The sequence below is a fragment of the Azospirillum sp. UENF 112521 genome (assembly GCF_058780665.1).
In genome coordinates this window covers 30803-47900 of record NZ_JBSNCI010000002.1, presented here as the reverse complement: position 1 = coordinate 47900, position 17098 = coordinate 30803, and the positions used below count along the sequence as shown (strand labels likewise).

Below are 17098 nucleotides of genomic sequence, written 5' to 3'. Positions count from 1 at the left end.
ATCATCCCTGATGGTTGGCCTGATGGTTGGCCTGATGGTTGGCCTGATGGTTGGCCTGCTGGCCGCCGGCTTGCTGGCCACCGGCCGGCTGATTGTTGGCCGGGCCGGCCCCGGCGGTCCGCAAGCCCAGCCGTTCCAGTTCGCGGTGGCTGAGATTGACCCGCAGCCCCTGGTCCTTCAGCCAGGCCGCCAGCCGTTCGGCGATGAAGACCGACCGGTGCTTGCCGCCGGTGCAGCCGATGGCGATGGTCAAATAGCTCTTGCCTTCCTGGTTGTAGCGCGGCAGCAGCGGGCGCAGCAGCTCCGTCAGGTTGCCGAAGAAGGCGGGGAAATCTGGATCGCTCTCCACCCGCGCGGCGACGGCCGGGTTCAGGCCGGTCAGCGGCCGAAGCTCCGGGTCGTAATGCGGGTTGGTCAGGAACCGCACGTCGAAGACCAGATCGGCTTCGCGCGGCAGACCCTGGCGGAAGGAGAAGGAGGTCACGAACACCTGCAAGGCTGCCTGGGCGTCACGCCGGAAATGCCCGGACAGGATGCGCCGCAAATCGTGAATGGACAGTTGCGTCGTGTCGATGGTGACGTCGGCTTCCTCCTTCAGCGGGAACAGCAGGGCGCGTTCGCGCTGGATGCCGTCGGGCACCGTGCGGTCCTCCGCCAGCGGATGGCGGCGGCGCGTCTCGGTGAAGCGGCGCTGCAGCACCTCGTCGCCGCAGTCCAGGAAGACCAGACTGACGTCGAGATCGCCGTCGCGCCGCAGCTCCTCAAGCTCGTCGAGGAAGTTCTGCGCGGAAAAGTCGCGGGTTCGGCTGTCGATCACCAGGGCCAGCGGCCGGCGCTTCGGATCGGCCTGCCGGATCAGGGCCGGCACCAGCGACAGGCGCAGATTGTCCACCGCCTCGTAGCCCAGATCCTCCAGCGCCTTCAGCGCCACCGACATGCCGGCCCCCGACATGCCGGTGACCAGGACGATGCGCCCGCGGGCGGCAGGGGCGGCGGGGTCGGCCGGCGCGTCGGACATCAGGGTGTCGGGAGGTTTCATGATGGGGCCGAAAGGCTGGCGGGCACCCGGTCCAGCCGTCCGCCGCACAGGCTGGCGGCGGCAAGGCGGATCTTCGCGGGGGTGGAGGCATCGAAGGCGTGCAGGCCGAGGCGGGGCAGGGCGACGCCCAGCAGCGTGTCGGTCTCCGCCTCCGGCAGCCGCTCCACCTCGTCACGCTCGAGCAGATCGACGACGAGGCCGACGGGGGACGGCCCGGCCGACGGAACGGGAAGAATGCCGACGCCCCGCACCTCCAGCAGCCCGGCCAGGGCGGGCGGGGGAGAGGCGGTCAGGCGGCCGGAATCGCAATGCAGCGCCACCCGGTCATCCGCGACCAGCAAGGCTCCGCCATCGATCAGTCGCAAGGCCAAATCCGATTTTCCCCGTCCGGACTCCCCACGCAGCAGCACGCCGATGCCGGAGAGCAAGACGCAGGTGCCGTGAATCGTCACCATAGTCTGGCGAAGGTGAGACGTGGCGCCGGTTCTGTCAATGGGAACGGAACGGTGTCCCGCAAGGTCAGGCGGGGAAACCTGTCCGGGATCCCCCATCCGCTTCCAACCGTTCTTTCGGCATGGATAAGGACTGTGCCGACCTCAGGCGCCGGCGGCGCCGCGGGGAGTGCGGCGGATCGCCTCCAGCTCCAGGGCGAGGGCGTCGCGGCGGCGGATCATCTCGTCCAGATCCTCCAGTTCCGCCGCCTCCTGGCAGGCGTCGCGGAAATCCTTCTCCCGCTTCAGCCGAACCAGCAGGACCTTGTAGTTGTCGGCGATGCTGGCGAGGTGGCGCTGCGCGCCCTGGAGCGCTTCGGCGAGCTGGGTCCGTTCCCGCGCGGATTGCCGCATCATCCTTGCCAGTTCGCCCTGCTGCCGGCCGGCATCCCGGATCAGGCGGGCCAGACGGTAGCGGCGCAGGTCGACGACGTCGCCCGGCGCAGCACCCGGGACGGCGCCCGCGGCGGCACCCACGACTGCGGAACGGCGGCCGGCCGCGGACAGGGTATGCACGGAGGAGGATTCGGGCGGAACGCACTCAAGCATGGCAACCCCACATCTTTGTCCCGGGGTATGGCCACCTTCCCGTTGCCGTATGGTGCAGGCACACAACCGGACCGGCATGGTCCGTCCGACCCGGCAGCCGACAAGCGAGAACGACCAAGACCATGATCGATGCTTGGACAGGGCTTGTCTAGCCGAGAGTGGGAAGGAAGCCTGGAATTCCGCAGAGTTTCTCACAGCAAAGGCAGAGTCACCACGAAGTCGGCGCCCTCGATGGTCCCGTCCGATACATGACGATTTTTCGCAAATACAGAACCATTGTGCGCACTGACTATCTGCTTGGCAATCGATAGGCCGAGACCGGAGTGGGTTCCGAACTTCTCGCCCGCCGGACGTTCGGTGTAGAAGCGGTCGAAGATCGCCTCCTCCTTGCCGTCGGGAATGCCCGGCCCCTGGTCCGACACGACCACCTTGACGCTGCGGCCGCTGCGCCTTGCGGTCAGCCGCACCGTGCCGCCGGGCGGCGAAAAGGACAGGGCGTTGTCGATCAGGTTCTGGAACACCTGGGTCAGGCGCCCTTCCAGCCCCGGCACCACCAGCCGCTCGCCGGCCGGCAGGTCGAGCACGAGGCGCGGCGGCCGCGCCCCGCCATTCCCGCCATCGCCATCTCCGGCCGCCACCCGCTCGTCCATGGTTGCGGCAACCGTCTGGCGCAGCTCCGCCAGCATGGTCAGCAGCAGTCCGATGTCCACCGGCTCCGGCTCTGCCCGCGACAGTTCGGCATCCAGGCGCGACGCGTTGGAGATGTCGCTGATCAGTCGGTCCAGCCGCTGCACATCGTCGGCGATGATCGCCATCAGCCGGTCGCGGTGGCGCGGGTCGCTGACGCGCTCCGCCGTCTCCACGGCGCTGCGCAGCGAGGTCAGCGGATTCTTGATCTCGTGGGCGACGTCGGCGGCGAAGCGCTCGATGGCGTCCATCCGCGTCCACAGCGCGTCGGTCATCTCGCGCAGCACGCCGGACAGCTCGCCGATCTCGTCGCCGCGGCGGGTGAGGTCGGGGATTTCGGCATGGCGCCCATGGCTGGTGCGCAGCCGGTCGGCGGCCTGGGCCAGCCGGCGGATCGGCCGGGCGATGGTGCCGGCCAGATAGAAGGACAGCGCGATGGTCACCAGCAGCGCCACGCCGAACACCCGCAGGATGTCGAAGCGGACGGAGCGGATGGCCCGGTCGATCTCGCCGCCGCCGCGGGTCAGCAGCACCGCCCCCAGCACCTCGCGGTAGCGCTGGACCGGAACCGCCACGGTCAGCAGCAGTTCCGGGTCGCCGCCGGCGCCGTCGACGCGCCAGACGGTGGCCGCCGCCTCGCCGGCCAGCGCCCGCTCCACGTCCGGATTGGGCTGGCCCGGCTTCTCGCGGTAGACCGGCAGCCCTTCACGGCTGGGCACCACGTCGATCAGGCGGGTGTAGAGGTCGTTGATCGCCCGGCTGACCGGATCGCCGGACGGCGGGGTCGGCAGCTCGCGGATTTCGATGCGGCCCTGCGATCCCACCAGCACCCGGCTGTCGGACAGCATGTTCCCGTCGATGTCGAAGAGGCGGGTGCGGGTCGAGGTCGCCTCTGCCAGCCGGCGGATCATCGGCCGCGCCAGTTCGGGCGCCAGCTCGAAGCGCTCGCCGCTCTCGTCGCCGGTGGGGGAGGGGGCGGTCAGGATGCGGTTCACCGCCCCTTCGCCAAGCGCGGAGGCGAAGATGCGCGCCTCCGTCGCCAGCGCCTCGGTCTCCGCCTGGATCAGCCTGTCCTGGTAGCGGCCGAGATAGAGCAGACCCGCCAGCAGCACCAGCAGCGCCAGCACGTTCACCGCAAGGATGCGCAGGGTCAGCGGCGAGACGCCGCCCAGCCTCCGCCGCTTCCCGCCCCCGGTTCCGCCCCCAGCCCTGCCGAGCGTGGACACCGCGTTATTCCTTGTACCGGTAGCCGACGCCATAGAGCGTTTCGATCTGGGAGAAGTCGGCGTCGACCGCCTTGAACTTCTTGCGCAGCCGCTTGATGTGGCTGTCGATGGTGCGGTCGTCGACATAGACATGCTCGCCATAGGCCGCGTCCATCAGCTGGTCGCGGTTCTTCACATGGCCCGGCCGCTGGGCCAGCGCACGCACCAGCAGGAACTCGGTCACGGTCAGGTCGATCGGCTGGCCCTTCCAGCTGCAGGCATGGCGGGCGCCGTCCAGCAGCAGCGGGCCGCGGGTGATGATCTGGCCGGGATCGACCTCCGGGCTCTCGCCGCGCAGGGCCTCGCGCCGCAGCAGCGCCCGGATGCGCTCGATCAGCAGGCGCTGCGAGAAGGGCTTCTTGATGTAGTCGTCCGCGCCCATGCGCAGGCCCATCAGCTCGTCCAGCTCGTCGTCCTTGCTGGTCAGGAAGATGACGGGCATCTGGCTGGTCTGGCGCAGGCGTTGCAGCAACTCCATGCCGTCCATGCGCGGCATCTTGATGTCGAGCACGGCGAGGTCGGGCGGGCGCTGGCTCAATCCGCGCAGCGCCTCGGCGCCGTCGGTGTAGGTGCGCACGTCGAAGCCCTCGGCCTCCAGGGCGATGGAGACCGAGGCCAGGATGTTGCGGTCGTCATCCACCAGGGCGACGGTGTGGGCCATGGTCGTAACTGATCCTATCGAAGCGGGGCAGGGACAGTGGGAAGCGGACAGTCGGGAACAGGTTGGCGCGGTCGAACTGCCGGAACCCGGTAATGTTAGCGGAAACATCAGGCATAGGACGAGTGGTCATTCCAATACTTTATGCCAGAGTCCAGGTACCAGCGGCAGTTTTCTCTTTTCCCGCAGCATTTGTATGGGCCAATATGGCGGCAATGCGGCGCCGAACAACGGTGCCGCGCGGGAGAACGCGCTCGTTTTGGAATGAGTTTTTCGAACGCCCTTTCCGCGTCCTCTCCGGCCGGCGCCACTGCGGACGGCCAGGGGGGCGCGACGCCGCCGGGTTCCGACCGGCCTGGCACGGCTCAAGCCAACCCGGCTCCGGCGACCCAGGGTCCGGCGACCATGGCTCCGGCCTTGCGTGCCCGGCGCCTGATGCGCGCCTGCGACCGCGCCGCGCTGGCAACCGTGCAGCGGCCGACCCCGGCCGACGAGGGTGCCGGGGCGATGGCGGATGCCGCCGGTTGGCCCTACCCCTCGCTGGTGCTGGTGGCGTTCGACCATGACGGCAGCCCGCTGCTGCTTCTTTCCACGCTCGCCGACCACACGCGCAACCTGCTGGCCGACGGCCGGGTCGGGCTGCTGTTCGACGGCACCGCCGGGCTGGCGCAGCCGCTGACCGGCGCGCGCCTGTCGGTCCAGGGCCGGGCGGAACGGTCGGACGATCCGGACCACCGCGCGCGCTACCTGCGCCGCCATCCCGACGCCGCCCTCTATGCCGGTTTCGGCGACTTCGCGATCTACCGCGTGGCGGTGGAGCGCGCCCATCTGGTCGCCGGCTTCGGCCGCATCCACTGGCTGTCCGCCGCGGAGCTGGACCTTCCCGCCCCTGCCCCTGCCTTGGCGGCGGATGAGGCGGCGCTGCTCGACCGTCTGAACGGCGAGGGGTACGGCCCCCGGCTGGCGCCCGCCTCAGACGATGGGACGGACGGCTGGAGCGTGACCGGGATCGACCCGGAGGGATGCGACCTGCGACGCGGGGGGTACGTCGCCCGCGTCGATTTTGAGCAGAGAATCCATGACCCCGAATCGGCTAAACTGATGCTGGACACGCTGGTCCGGCCGCCGGACGGGTCGGGACAACCCGGAGGATCGACATCCGGGACACCAACGGCTGGAACCCCACCTGACAGCGGCGGAGGCGCCTGACATCTCCGCAGCCGGACAAAAGCAAGAAACAGGTCAAAAAGAACAAAAAGAACGGTCAGAGAAGCAAAAAAATGAGAGAGGCGGGAAGCCAACCGTCAGCCTGCCAACCGCAAGCATAAACGACCAGCCGAGAGGTCGCTTCGACACCACCGGGCGCCGCACCAAAAACAAGAACGCGACGCGCGGGCACGCGCAACCAGGAGAACACTTCAGTGGACCATAACGGATCGACCCGTTTCCCGTCCGGGCCATTGGCCCCCAGACCTGTCGCCTCAGGACCGCCTTTTGCCCCGTATCGTCGCCGCACCCTGCCGGTGCCGCGCCTCGCGGCGGGTTCGCAGCCCGGCCGCCTGTTCGGACCGGCACGCCGCTGATGCGGCCGATGCCATCCATCTGACACGACAACGGACGAAAGAACGGCCGGACCGGCCGCGGGAGCCCCGGACAAGGGGCATGCCCGGCGCGGCGGTACCGGCCCAGCCTTCGAGAGGGACGATATGACTGGTAACACACGGACGCGGAACAAGAAGCTCCTGGCCTGGGTCGAGGAGATCGCCCTGAAATGCAAGCCGGAGCGCGTTCACTGGTGCGACGGTTCGCAGGAGGAATATGACCGCCTCTGCAACGAGATGGTCGAGGCCGGCACCTTCATCCGCCTGAACGAGGCCAAGCGCCAGAACTCCTTCCTCTGCCGCTCCGATCCGGGCGACGTCGCCCGTGTCGAGGACAGCACCTACATCTGCTCGAAGACGCGCGAGGAAGCCGGTCCGACCAACAACTGGATGGACCCGGCCGAGATGAAGGCCAAGCTGGACGGCCTGTTCGAGGGCTGCATGCGCGGCCGCACGATGTATGTGGTGCCGTTCAGCATGGGCCCGCTGGGCTCCGACATCTCGCACATCGGCGTGCAGATCTCCGACAGCCCCTATGTGGCGGTCAACATGCGGATGATGACCCGCATGGGCCAGAAAGTGCTGGACATCCTGGGCGACGGCGACTTCGTTCCCTGCCTGCATTCGATCGGCGCCCCGCTGGAGCCCGGCCAGCCGGACGTGGCCTGGCCCTGCAACGCCGACAACAAGTACATCGTCCATTTCCCCGACGAGCACCGCATCGTCTCCTACGGCTCCGGCTATGGCGGCAACGCGCTCTTGGGCAAGAAGTGCTTTGCGCTGCGCATCGCGTCCGCCATGGGCCGCGAGCAGGGCTGGCTGGCCGAGCACATGCTGATCCTCGGCGTGGAAAGCCCGGCCGGCGAGAAGACCTATGTCGGCGCCGCCTTCCCGTCGGCCTGCGGCAAGACCAACTTCGCCATGCTGGTCCCGCCGAAGGAGTTCGAGGGCTGGAAGGTCCGCACCATCGGCGACGACATCGCCTGGATCAAGCCGCAGCCCGACGGCACGCTGCGCGCCATCAACCCGGAGGCCGGCTTCTTCGGCGTCGCCCCCGGCACCAGCGTGAAGTCGAACCCGAACGCGCTAAAGACGCTGGACCACAACGTCATCTTCACCAACGTCGCGCTGACCGACGACGGCGACGTCTGGTGGGAAGGCCTGACCGACGAGGCGCCGGCGCACCTGATCGACTGGCAGGGCAAGGACTGGACGCCGGGTTCCGGCCGTCCGGCCGCCCACCCGAACAGCCGCTTCACCGCCCCGGCGGCGCAGTGCCCGTCGATCGACCCGGCCTGGGAGGATCCGGCCGGCGTTCCGATCAGCGCCTTCATCTTCGGCGGCCGGCTGTCGAAGACCTTCCCGCTGGTGTTCGAGGCCTACAACTGGCGCGAAGGCGTCTATTGGGCGGCGACCATGGGTTCGGAGGCCACCGCCGCCGCCGTCGGCCAGGCCGCCATCCGCCGCGACCCGTTCGCCATGCTGCCCTTCTGCGGCTACAACATGGCCGACTACTGGAACCACTGGCTGTCGATGGAAGGCAAGGTCGAAAGCCTGCCGCGCATCTACCGCGTCAACTGGTTCCGCAAGGACGAGAACGGCAAGTTCGTCTGGCCGGGCTTCGGCGACAACATGCGCGTGCTGAAGTGGATCGTCGACCGCGTCCGCGGCCGCGCCACCGACGTGGCGGAATCGCCCTTCGGCTATTCCCCGCGCTACCAGGATCTGAACTGGTCCGGCCTGACCTTCCCGGCCGACAAGTTCGCCAAGATCATGGACATCGACCGCAAGGAGGCCGAGGCCGAGGCGAAGGACCAGGAAGAGCTGTTCAACCGCTTCGGCGACCGCCTGCCCGAGGAGATCGAGCAGCAGCGCGTCAACGTCCTGAAGCGGCTGGAGAACAGCCCGGACGTCTGGCGCATCGGCTGACCGTCCAGAGCGGGTCGCAGGTAAGGCCCATCGGTCAAGTAAGGATAGGGGCTGCCGCAAGGCGGCCCCTTTTCCGTTCGGCGTTGTCCGCTTGTGGCGAAGATGAACCGGAATTCATCCGGAATTGCCCGATGGACAGCCGATGCGGCCGGCGTCGCCGGTGATGTCCAGCCTTTGCAAGGCCATCGCTTCCTTACCTGCGGTCTTCGCCTTTCGGTGATTTAACCGGATTGTCAAAATAATCAGGCATAAAGTCGCCCGCGCCGGAATGTGCATGCGGGGAGGGCGACATCATGGCCGATCATCAGTTTCCACCGGGGGACGGTGACGAGTCCGCGGAGCCGACTTTCCCATCCACCAATCACGATGCCGCCGATCAGGCGTCCAAGCGGCAGCCCTGCGCCATCAGCGGCAAGCGCCGGCCGAAGCGCGACCTGATCGCGCTCGACGCGCTGCGCCCCAGCCTGGCCGACCGCATCCGCCACGACCACCCGCATCTGGAGCATGACGCGCAGATCAGCCGGCAGGAGCTGGCGCGCTACCGTTCGCTCTATGTCGCCGAGCTGCTGAAGGAGGAGCATGGCGAACTCAGCGAGCTGGACCGCGAGGTCGCCGAAAGCCTCGCCCGGCACGAGACGCTGGCCGAGAACCCGGAGGAGGAATATGACGACCACCGCACGCTGGGCGAACGGCTGTCGGACGGCCTCGCCACCTTCGGCGGCAGCTGGGCCTTCCTGATCTCCTTCGCCTTCTTCCTCGGCGTGTGGATGCTGATCAACATCGTCGAGGGCGATGCGCGCGCCTTCGATCCCTATCCCTTCATCCTGCTGAACCTGCTGCTGTCCTGTCTGGCCGCCATCCAGGCGCCGGTCATCATGATGAGCCAGAAGCGGCAGGAGGCGAAGGACCGGCTGCGCTCCGAAAACGACTACCGCGTCAACCTGAAGGCAGAGCTGGAAATCCGACACCTGCACGAGAAGATGGACTATCTGATCCAGCGCCAGTGGCAGCGGCTGACCGAAATCCAGCAGCTGCAGCTGGAAATCATGCAGGAAAAGCGCCTGCGGAGATAAGCGCCCTCCGGCTGGACGGCCGGAGCGTCAGCGCTTGCGCCGGCCGTCCAGTTCCAGCATGCCGCGCAGCGCGGCGATGGTCTTGCTGAGCGGCGTCGGCTCGCCGGCGGGCTTGCCGGACAGGTCCTCTTCCGGCGGCGCCACCTCCGGTGCCTGGACGCTTTGCGGACGGACGGCATCCGGCGCGGCCGGTCCGCCGCGGGACTGGCGCGGCTTGCCGGCACGGGGCTTCGGCTGAACCGGCGGAGGCGCCGAGGGAGATGCCGGGGGAGATGCCGGCGGGTCAGCGTTCACCTCGTCCTCGATCAGCCCGCGCAGGGCCTTCATCGCCTCCTCGATCTCGCGCTCCTGGGCCGAGCGGCGCCCGGCAGGGGCCGCGTCGGGGGAGGCGGTCTCCGCGACGGGCGGCTCCGGCGCCGGGTCGGGATCGCCCCAGCCGGCCGGCAGCGACCAACCATCGTCGTCGTCATCGTCCCGGCCGGCCGGCGGCTCGTCCTCCTCCTCGCGGGGAAGAGGCTTGTCCACCGGCTTCACCGCGGACCTGTCGGCCGTCTGGCCGGCGCCGCGCGGCGTCCTGCGCGGCGGGGGCGGCGTGGGCGGGGGCAGGGGCGCGGCGTCCTCCTCCTCCGTCTCGTTCGCCGCATCCTCGATCATCGACCGCAGGGCGGCCAGGGTGCGGTCGAAACCTTCCTCGTCCTCCGGCGGCGGCGGGCGCAGGGCGCGGCGTTCGGCGCGGTGCTGGTCGAAGTCGAGTGGCTCGGCGGCCGGCGCCGGCACGGGTTTGGCGGGACGGGAGGCTGTGGCGGGCTTTTCCGGGTCGCGGATGGCGAAGGACAGGATGTCCTCCTCCGACGGTTCCTCGCCGTCCGGCTCGCCGTCGTCGAACCCGTCCTCGCGGTCGTCCTCGTCCGCGTCCGCCGCCCAGGGGTCGGCATCGCCATCGGCATCGCTATCGGCCCACTCGTCCTCGAAATCCCGGCGCACCAGAACCTTGTGCGAGAAGGCCGTCGGTTCGTCGTCATCAGGGCCGGGGGCAGGCCCGTTGCCACCATTCAAATCGCCCCTCAAACCACCGCTGAAGCTGTCGCCGGCGAAATCGTCGGCAGGCCGCCGGTCAGCGGCGTTCGCAGCACGGCCGGCGGGAGGCTGCGGCATGGCGCCGTTCCGCCCGTCCTCCTGCTCACCCTCCTGATCCTCGTCGAACTCGTCATCCGACCCATAGGCCTGCGCCAGCAGCTGGCGCATCGCCATCAGCGTCTCGTCGTCGCCATCCTCATCATCATCGACATCGTCCGGAGCGCCCGCAGGAGCCGGTTCCGGCAACGCGTCGTTGGCCGGGAACCTGGTCGGACCCCTGGAATCGCCCGCAGCCGGTTCCTCCTCCGGATCGTCGTTCCACTTGTCCTCCCACTCGTCGGGCGGCGAACTGCGGCCAAGCCGGGCCGCCATGTCGGCGAGGGACACCGGCTCCCACAACGGTTCGGCCTCGCCGTCTCCCGGCCCGTCGGCCACGAGATCGGACAGCGGAAGCTCCGACAGGGGCTTGGCGCGAGCGGGGGGAGGCGGGGGAGCGGGCGGATCCCTGTCCACGGCCCTGTCCGGACCATTGTCTCCCCGCAACGAGGCGAGCAGCCCGTTCAGCGCCGCCAGCGGCGCGTCGAAGGACGGCTCGTCAGCGGCGGGGGCAGCGGTGGGGGCCGCCGGAACGGCCAGGATCGGCCGGCTTTCGGTGTCGCGGGAATCGCAGCGCGAGCAGCGGTAATGCGGCGCGATCGACAGAACCGGGTAATTGGGGCCGAAGCGCCGCTCCAGCATGGCACGGGGCAGCACGCCGCCATGTCCGCAGGCGCGGCAGCGCAGTTGCACGTCGGCGTCGATGTCGCGGAGGAACAGCATACGGGCCATGCCGCGCAGTATAGCGGCGGCCCCGCAGCTTTCCCAATCGTTTCAATCCGCAATCCGTCGGTGCTGACGGCTTGCCGCAGCGGCGGCGTTGGCAGACGGAAGCGGGGTGGACGGCGCCCAGGCGGCGGTCGCCCTTGCGGCCGTCGTTCCGGGCGCCGTCCACATAACGCTCAGACCGCGCGGGTGACGGTCAGTCCCTGCTCGGACAGGCTTTCAAAGACGTCCTTGAACTTCCGCAGGTAACGGGTGCGGTAGGCGTCGAAATCGGCGGCGATGGCCGCCTCGGCATTCTGGGACTTCTCGAATTCGGACACACGGTGGGCATTCTCGGCGCGATAGAGCGCGAAAGCGCCCTTCGTCACCAGATCGTTGCCGGTCAGGTCCGCGTTCTTCGGTTTGTCGCTGTTCATCAATCCATGTCCAGGTGGAGTGGACATCCGGCCACCGGAGCCGGATGATCGGCAATGGCGGCGGCACAACCCTGCGGCCGTACCGGTTCGTCGCAGCCATTGCAAAAAGCCTACGCCCGCTTTTCCACACCCGCAATGCTGCGACGCACCATCAAGCCACCACCCCACGCAGGGCCGCCATGCGGTCCCGGTCGACACGGATGCGGTCGAGATGCTGGGCGATCACCGCTGTGATCGGCAGCGGAAGCTCCTTCGCCATCGCCTCGTCATAGCGGCGCAGGCATTCGCTTTCGCCGCGCTCGACCTCGGTGATGATCGCGGCCCGGTCATGCCCGAGCACGGTGGATTTCAGTTCCAGGAAGAAGCGGTGCGCGCCGCCCAGCATGGTGCCGCCCATGTCCGGCGCCCCGCCCTGTTCGGCGACCAGCCGCTGAATCTCGCGCACGATGGCGCCGCGCTGGGCGGCGAGATCGTTGAACAGGGCCTTCAGATCCCCGTCCTCGGCGGTTTCGGCGGCCTGCCGATAGCCTTCATGGCTGTCCTCGACGATGCGGATCAGCTCGTTCAGCGTATCGACGATCTCGTCCTTTTCCATGACGGCAAGCCCTCCCATGCGTCCCCTACGGTGCCACAACCAATGCGCAGGGCTGAATGTTCCCGCCAGCCACCGGGAGCACTCCGGGAGAGACAGGCGGGGAGAGACACGCCAAGGGAGACAAGGCGGGCAGGCGAACGAGGACGCCTTATGCCGCCACTTGGCCGGAGGGGTTGCGTGCAGGGAACGGACGGCCGCGGAATATCCCAGCCCGCCACAAGCCGATGCAATGACCGGACAGGCCCATCGCGTCCGACACCAGCCCGAAGACAGAGCCGGCCAGCATATTGTGTCCCGACCCGACCAGGGTCGCCAGGATGAAGAACAGGCGCATCCGCCCGACCTCGCTCTGCCAGCGGCCGAGCGTGGCCAGCAGGAAGCCGGTCGCCGACAGCGCCGACATCGGCCCCTGCCAGCTCAGCGCCGCCACCGCCAGCGCCGCCGGAACGGTCAACCCATAGAGAAGGCCGAGCGCCCGGCCGGGGTGCCGGCGCACGCGCACCGCCATCTGGATCAATCCCAGCCCGCACATCAGCATGCCGGTCTCGGGCGCCCAGCAACAGGAAGTGAAGCAGGAAGAGGGAGGAGGCCGTCGCCTGCGCCAGCAGGATCGCCCGCCGGCCGCCGAGCAGCGTCGACAGGGTGGCCGCCGACAGTCCGGCGATGCCGGTTGCCGCAACCGGCGACAGCGTGACGGACTGGGAGGTCAGGGTCGGAAGATAATCCAGCAGAAATGCCGTCATGGAACGCCTTCGCACGAAGAACATGCCGCAGTGCAGCGAAGGCGGCGGACGCTAGTCCCGGACGGTTAACCAGATATGAACATCGATGTGACCGGAAACAGACCAAAAGACGACCGGCTGGCAACCACCGAAAGTTGGGAAGCGCAATCATGTGTCTCCCGTCGTCAAAGCCGGTGATTATTGTGTGTCCTCTGCCCCGGCGCCCTGTGATGGAAATGGTTTTGAAAGATTGCATAGGTGCGGGCCCGGCGATTTCGGGTTGGATCCTGTCCATCCTTGTCGTTGGCAAAGCGGACTGAGGACGGCATTCTCGCCCCGTCACGGCGGCATCGTTATCGACGGCCTCGTTTTCGGAGGATTCGTTGCGAGGGTCGCCGGACCGGGATCGGGGGATCATCCGCAATCAGGGCGAACGCAATCAGGGCGAACCGGGGGAACCACCATGGCGCTGTATGGACGGCATCCCGCCTCATTGGGCTGGGAACCGAAGCCGAAGTCGACCAAGACCGGTGCATCGCGCGCGCATGGTGGCCGTGCCGGCCGCAACGGGCCGCTGTGCTGTTGCTGCGGCAGGCCGATCCGTGCCGGCGACCCCCATTGGGCCGGGCATGGCGACCAGAACCCTTGGCATTACGCCTGCGCCGAGCGTGCCGGGCTTACATGGTCATGGGCGGGCCGTCCGGCCGCACCGTCGCTTCCGGCCGCTGAACTGGACTGACCGCACCGGCGGCCAGCCCCGCCTGTGCCTCCTCGCGCCCGCGCCGGTAGGCGTCGCGTTCGGCCTCGACGATGGCGTCGGCCAGACGCCGTTCGAATTCGCGCTCGACAAGGGCGGAGAACAGGTCGATGCGGAAGCGCGCCTGCAGTGAACGGCTCAGCCTGCGGGCTCTTTCGATCGGCGGCATCGGCGGTTCCCTTCTTTCTGCTGAACGGCATCGCCCAGCTTCAGAGATCGGGGCTCTTCGAGCAATTGCGCCATCGGCGAACCGCCCACGCAAAAGAGAGCGCCCATCCGCACCCATCGGTGCGAACCGCCCGTCTTTGAAATTTCAAATTTTCAGGAACTGAAGCGGCCCAAGGCCGGATGCCATGCAGCCGGCATGGCGTTTGGAGCGGGTGAAGGGAATCGAACCCTCGTCGTAAGCTTGGGAAGCTTCTGCTCTACCATTGAGCTACACCCGCGCGCCCGCTGTTTATAGGCGAGTGCCGCATCGGATACAAGAGCGGAATCAAGCACTCGCGGCGGTGGGAGCGGGGGCCGGAGACGTGGCTTCTTTCGCCGGGGCGGGGACGGACGGACGGCCGGAAATGGCGCAGGCGACGCCGTCGGAAATCACCCGATGGCAATGCTCGGCCAGCGCCTTGCGGCTGCTGAAGCCGTCGATGGTCACCGGCGGGTGGAACTCAACCTCCACCGTCATGCCGCCCAGGCGGAAGGCCTGCCACAGGTGCGGCGCCAGATCCATGTCGCCGTACCACGCATAGAAGGGGCGGAAGGCGAAGCCCATCGGGATGCCGTCCAGGCGGGTGGCGGCGACGCTGACCGGCTGCACCGTCAGCGGACGGCCGTCGATGCGGCGGGCGGCGACCGCGAACAGGGCGGTCTTGAAGGGCAGGGTGCGGTTGCCGTCGCTGGAGGTGCCCTCCGGGAACAGGATCAGGCTGTCGCCGGCATCCAGACGGCTGCCGATGTCGTCGCGCTGCTTGTCGACCGAGGCGCGGGCCTTGCGTTCAACGAACACCGTGCGCTGAAGCCGGGCCAGCAGCCCGAAGAAGGGCCAGCTCCCAACCTCCGACTTGGCGATGAAGGAGCCGGGAATCTGCGACCCCAGCGCCGTGATGTCCAAATAGGAGGAGTGGTTGGACACGAACAGCACCGGCCCGTCGGCCACCCGCTGGCCGCGCACCACCACATCCAGCCCCATCACACGGGCACAGACGCCGTGATAGAAGGCCGGCAATGTGCTGCGCAGCCGCCAGCCGCGCGCCACCGCCAGGGCTTGCAGCGGGATCAGCAGCAGCGTCCACAGCAGATAGATCGTCAGGCGCAGGGCGCCGCGGCCGGAGGAGCCCAGGGCGCGGGCGGTGCGGGTCATGATGGCCTCAGCCGGTTTGGCTGTCGCGGCTGCGACGCTCGTAATGCTTGGCGTACTTGTCGGTGATCAGATCGCTCTTCACCACGATGCAGACGTCGGTGGTGTTGAACTGATGGTCGATCACGGCACCGTCGCCGATGAAACCGCCCAGCCGCAGATACCCTTTGATCAGCGGCGGCAGGATGTTCAGCGCGCGGCGCGGATCGATCTGGTCCTTGGGCATGCGGTTCAGCGAGACGAAGCGTTCCGGCAAGGCCGTCGCCCGCAGCTCCGCCGGGGCGAGATGGTGATGGTAAAGGTAGGACAGCGGCTCCGCCAGCGCATCCGGATCGGTGCCGGGCAGGCTGGCGCAGCCGAACATCAGGGCGATGTCGTGCTGGAACACATAGGCGGCGATGCCCTGCCACAGCAGCTGCATGCTGCCGCGGGACCGATAGCCGGCATCGACACAGGAGCGCCCCAGCTCCAGCACCTCGCCGGGATAGCTGGCGAGGCGGCCGATGTCGTATTCGTCGCTGGAATAGAAGCGGCCGACCTTCTCGGCGGCGGGGCGGCGGATCAGCCGGTAGGTTCCGACCACCATGTCGGGGCCGTTGCCGCGGGCGTGGTCGATGACCAGCAGATGGTCGGCCACACCGTCGTAATCGTCGAAATCGCGGGACCGGGCCTGCATCGCCGGAGAGGGGACCGCCGCCATCTCTTCATAGAAGACGCGGTAGCGCAGCGCCTGCGCCCAATCGATCTCCTCAGCCGAGCGGGCCAGCCGCACCTCCAGTGTGCCCAGGCGAATACCGTCCGTCAGCTTCTCGCCGCCGACACCGGAGGCATCGGGTGCGGACGCCTCGCGCCGCTCCGGGCTAGTCCGGGTCATGCCCGGCTGGTCCAAGCTTGCATCAGCCATGTCGAGGGTCCGCTGCGATGATGGTTCGGGACTATGCGCTGCGCCTCCCTGCCTGACGCCGCCGGACTGTAACGGCCGGGCCACAGCGGCTGGGTCGGGACGACAGAGTCGCGCGCGCCACAAGGCATAACACGATCCGCCGGTTGCCGGTCAACCGACATCGTAGCCGACAGCGCGGCACGCGGTCAGCCGGCACCCTTGGCCGGCAGCGGATCGGCCTGCGTGATTTTGCAGTTGTGGAGTCTGGAGCGCCGGAGAGCAGGTCGGCGCCGACGCCCTGCCGGACGGACCACCCGCAGCGAAGGCGGGATCGACGGGCGCGGAAGGGAAGGGGAGGGGGCGGAAAAGGGCGGCGGCGCCGGCACGGCACCGGTCCGCCCTGCGGGACCCCCAACCCTCAGGCGCCGCGGCGGGCGCGGGTACCGAGACCGATCTGCTTGGCCAGCGAGCTGCGCTGGCGGGCGTAGTTCGGCGCGACCATCGGGTAGTCGGCCGGCAGGCCCCAGCGGTCACGGTATTCTTCTGGTGTCATATTGTACGCCGTCTTGAGATGGCGCTTCAGCATCTTCAGCTTCTTGCCGTCTTCCAGGCACACAATATAGTCCGGCGTGACCGACTTCTTGATCGGCACGGCAGGCTGCGGACGCTCTTCCGCCACCACCGGTTCGGTGCCGACATTGGCCAGCGACTTGTAGACCTGTTCGATCAGAGTCGGAAGATCGGTCAGTGCGACTGTATTGTTTGAGACATGCGCCGCCACGATCTCCGTGGTCAGAGACAACAGCGCGTTGGAAGGGGACCCGTTGCTCATGTAAGCTTGCTCCGCGGCATTCGTACCTCACCATATAAAGAGGTTTCCTGCATCGTGCAATATCCATCCTTTGGAACAAAGAGGAATCGGTGACCGAAAAAATCTCCACAGACTTGTTTCTCGACATCACCTCGCAGGTTTGTCCGTTAACCTTCGTCAAGACCAAGTTGATGGTGGAGCGGATGGACGCGGGGCAGACCCTCGAAGTCCGGCTGAATGCCGGTGAACCCTTGGAAAACGTTCCACGATCCTTGATCGAGTTGGGTCACAGCATTCTCTCTGTCCACCCCGAACGAATGGATGAGCCCGACGGCGTCCATCGCCTGATCGTGCAGAAAAATTAAC

Annotated in this window: 17 protein-coding genes and 1 tRNA gene; 4 read left to right on the top strand and 14 right to left on the bottom strand. The window is 67.9% G+C overall.

The features are described from left to right. Position 1: 1 nt before the first annotated feature. The 5 genes from rapZ to ACWPN8_RS02360 all read right to left on the bottom strand — a co-directional run bounded on the left by rapZ (position 2) and on the right by ACWPN8_RS02360 (position 4692). On the bottom strand, positions 2-1039 hold the full coding sequence (gene rapZ / locus ACWPN8_RS02380) for an RNase adapter RapZ (RefSeq protein WP_492239794.1): 1038 nt from the start codon (positions 1037-1039) through the stop codon (positions 2-4). Further along, positions 1036-1494 (bottom strand): HPr kinase/phosphorylase, encoded by a 459-nt coding sequence (locus tag ACWPN8_RS02375; protein WP_109095988.1) that lies wholly within the window; start codon positions 1492-1494, stop codon positions 1036-1038. Before ACWPN8_RS02375 ends, rapZ begins: the two co-directional genes overlap by 4 nt. A gap of 141 nt (positions 1495-1635) precedes the next feature. Beyond that, positions 1636-2046, bottom strand: coding sequence for a hypothetical protein (locus ACWPN8_RS02370; RefSeq protein ID WP_247872783.1), 411 nt, complete (start codon positions 2044-2046; stop codon positions 1636-1638). A gap of 224 nt (positions 2047-2270) precedes the next feature. After that, a complete protein-coding gene (locus tag ACWPN8_RS02365) occupies positions 2271-4025 on the bottom strand; it encodes a stimulus-sensing domain-containing protein (protein ID WP_492239793.1) in 1755 nt (584 codons plus the stop codon). Beyond that, positions 3997-4692 (bottom strand): response regulator transcription factor, encoded by a 696-nt coding sequence (locus ACWPN8_RS02360; protein WP_109052301.1) that lies wholly within the window; start codon positions 4690-4692, stop codon positions 3997-3999. The genes ACWPN8_RS02365 and ACWPN8_RS02360 overlap by 29 nt, the downstream gene beginning before the upstream one ends. A gap of 261 nt (positions 4693-4953) precedes the next feature. On the opposite strand from ACWPN8_RS02360, the gene ACWPN8_RS02355 reads away from it, so the two are divergent. The 3 genes from ACWPN8_RS02355 to ACWPN8_RS02345 all read left to right on the top strand — a co-directional run bounded on the left by ACWPN8_RS02355 (position 4954) and on the right by ACWPN8_RS02345 (position 9292). Next, positions 4954-5898: a HugZ family pyridoxamine 5'-phosphate oxidase gene (locus tag ACWPN8_RS02355; RefSeq protein ID WP_109095991.1), complete on the top strand. Its 945-nt coding sequence runs from the start codon at positions 4954-4956 to the stop codon at positions 5896-5898. Positions 5899-6395: 497 nt separating this feature from the next. Beyond that, complete coding sequence (locus tag ACWPN8_RS02350) at positions 6396-8219, top strand: phosphoenolpyruvate carboxykinase (GTP) (protein WP_109095992.1); 1824 nt, start codon at positions 6396-6398, stop codon at positions 8217-8219. A gap of 293 nt (positions 8220-8512) precedes the next feature. Continuing rightward, on the top strand, positions 8513-9292 hold the full coding sequence (locus ACWPN8_RS02345) for a DUF1003 domain-containing protein (protein WP_492239792.1): 780 nt from the start codon (positions 8513-8515) through the stop codon (positions 9290-9292). A gap of 27 nt (positions 9293-9319) precedes the next feature. Here ACWPN8_RS02345 and ACWPN8_RS02340 read toward each other — a convergent pair whose 3' ends face one another. From ACWPN8_RS02340 to ACWPN8_RS02300, 9 genes are all read right to left on the bottom strand, one after another. Further along, entirely contained in the window at positions 9320-11188 is a 1869-nt protein-coding gene (locus ACWPN8_RS02340; RefSeq protein WP_492239791.1) for a hypothetical protein, read from the bottom strand. A 179-nt stretch (positions 11189-11367) separates the two neighbouring features. Continuing rightward, positions 11368-11607, bottom strand: coding sequence for a hypothetical protein (locus ACWPN8_RS02335; protein WP_109095995.1), 240 nt, complete (start codon positions 11605-11607; stop codon positions 11368-11370). Between the two features lie 151 nt (positions 11608-11758). Beyond that, entirely contained in the window at positions 11759-12202 is a 444-nt protein-coding gene (locus tag ACWPN8_RS02330; protein WP_109095996.1) for a ferritin-like domain-containing protein, read from the bottom strand. Between the two features lie 148 nt (positions 12203-12350). Then, positions 12351-12740, bottom strand: a complete 390-nt coding sequence (locus ACWPN8_RS02325; protein WP_492239790.1) for a YgjV family protein — start codon at positions 12738-12740, stop codon at positions 12351-12353. Between the two features lie 861 nt (positions 12741-13601). Beyond that, complete coding sequence (locus tag ACWPN8_RS02320) at positions 13602-13850, bottom strand: hypothetical protein (RefSeq protein ID WP_492239789.1); 249 nt, start codon at positions 13848-13850, stop codon at positions 13602-13604. A 203-nt stretch (positions 13851-14053) separates the two neighbouring features. After that, positions 14054-14127 (bottom strand) — tRNA-Gly (locus ACWPN8_RS02315). Between the two features lie 47 nt (positions 14128-14174). After that, on the bottom strand, positions 14175-15041 hold the full coding sequence (locus ACWPN8_RS02310; protein ID WP_109095999.1) for a lysophospholipid acyltransferase family protein: 867 nt from the start codon (positions 15039-15041) through the stop codon (positions 14175-14177). 7 nt (positions 15042-15048) lie between these two features. Beyond that, entirely contained in the window at positions 15049-15942 is an 894-nt protein-coding gene (locus ACWPN8_RS02305; protein ID WP_492239788.1) for a GNAT family N-acetyltransferase, read from the bottom strand. 397 nt (positions 15943-16339) lie between these two features. Then, a complete protein-coding gene (locus ACWPN8_RS02300; RefSeq protein WP_014249126.1) occupies positions 16340-16753 on the bottom strand; it encodes a Ros/MucR family transcriptional regulator in 414 nt (137 codons plus the stop codon). A gap of 89 nt (positions 16754-16842) precedes the next feature. Here ACWPN8_RS02300 and ACWPN8_RS02295 point away from each other — a divergent pair, with 89 nt between their 5' ends. Beyond that, the gene (locus tag ACWPN8_RS02295; RefSeq protein ID WP_098740857.1) at positions 16843-17097 is read left to right on the top strand and encodes a sulfurtransferase TusA family protein; all 255 of its coding nucleotides are present in this window, start codon (positions 16843-16845) and stop codon (positions 17095-17097) included. The last annotated feature ends 1 nt before the right edge of the window (position 17098 follow it).

Coding starts and splice junctions, on each gene's coding strand:
- rapZ (WP_492239794.1), bottom strand. CDS start 1,039: ATGAAACCTCCCGACACCCTGATGTCCGACGCGCCGGCCGACCCCGCC.
- ACWPN8_RS02375 (WP_109095988.1), bottom strand. CDS start 1,494: ATGGTGACGATTCACGGCACCTGCGTCTTGCTCTCCGGCATCGGCGTG.
- ACWPN8_RS02365 (WP_492239793.1), bottom strand. CDS start 4,025: ATGGCGTCGGCTACCGGTACAAGGAATAACGCGGTGTCCACGCTCGGC.
- ACWPN8_RS02360 (WP_109052301.1), bottom strand. CDS start 4,692: ATGGCCCACACCGTCGCCCTGGTGGATGACGACCGCAACATCCTGGCC.
- ACWPN8_RS02355 (WP_109095991.1), top strand. CDS start 4,954: ATGAGTTTTTCGAACGCCCTTTCCGCGTCCTCTCCGGCCGGCGCCACT.
- ACWPN8_RS02350 (WP_109095992.1), top strand. CDS start 6,396: ATGACTGGTAACACACGGACGCGGAACAAGAAGCTCCTGGCCTGGGTC.
- ACWPN8_RS02345 (WP_492239792.1), top strand. CDS start 8,513: ATGGCCGATCATCAGTTTCCACCGGGGGACGGTGACGAGTCCGCGGAG.
- ACWPN8_RS02340 (WP_492239791.1), bottom strand. CDS start 11,188: ATGCTGTTCCTCCGCGACATCGACGCCGACGTGCAACTGCGCTGCCGC.
- ACWPN8_RS02335 (WP_109095995.1), bottom strand. CDS start 11,607: ATGAACAGCGACAAACCGAAGAACGCGGACCTGACCGGCAACGATCTG.
- ACWPN8_RS02330 (WP_109095996.1), bottom strand. CDS start 12,202: ATGGAAAAGGACGAGATCGTCGATACGCTGAACGAGCTGATCCGCATC.
- ACWPN8_RS02325 (WP_492239790.1), bottom strand. CDS start 12,740: ATGCTGATGTGCGGGCTGGGATTGATCCAGATGGCGGTGCGCGTGCGC.
- ACWPN8_RS02320 (WP_492239789.1), bottom strand. CDS start 13,850: ATGCCGCCGATCGAAAGAGCCCGCAGGCTGAGCCGTTCACTGCAGGCG.
- ACWPN8_RS02310 (WP_109095999.1), bottom strand. CDS start 15,041: ATGACCCGCACCGCCCGCGCCCTGGGCTCCTCCGGCCGCGGCGCCCTG.
- ACWPN8_RS02305 (WP_492239788.1), bottom strand. CDS start 15,942: ATGGCTGATGCAAGCTTGGACCAGCCGGGCATGACCCGGACTAGCCCG.
- ACWPN8_RS02300 (WP_014249126.1), bottom strand. CDS start 16,753: ATGAGCAACGGGTCCCCTTCCAACGCGCTGTTGTCTCTGACCACGGAG.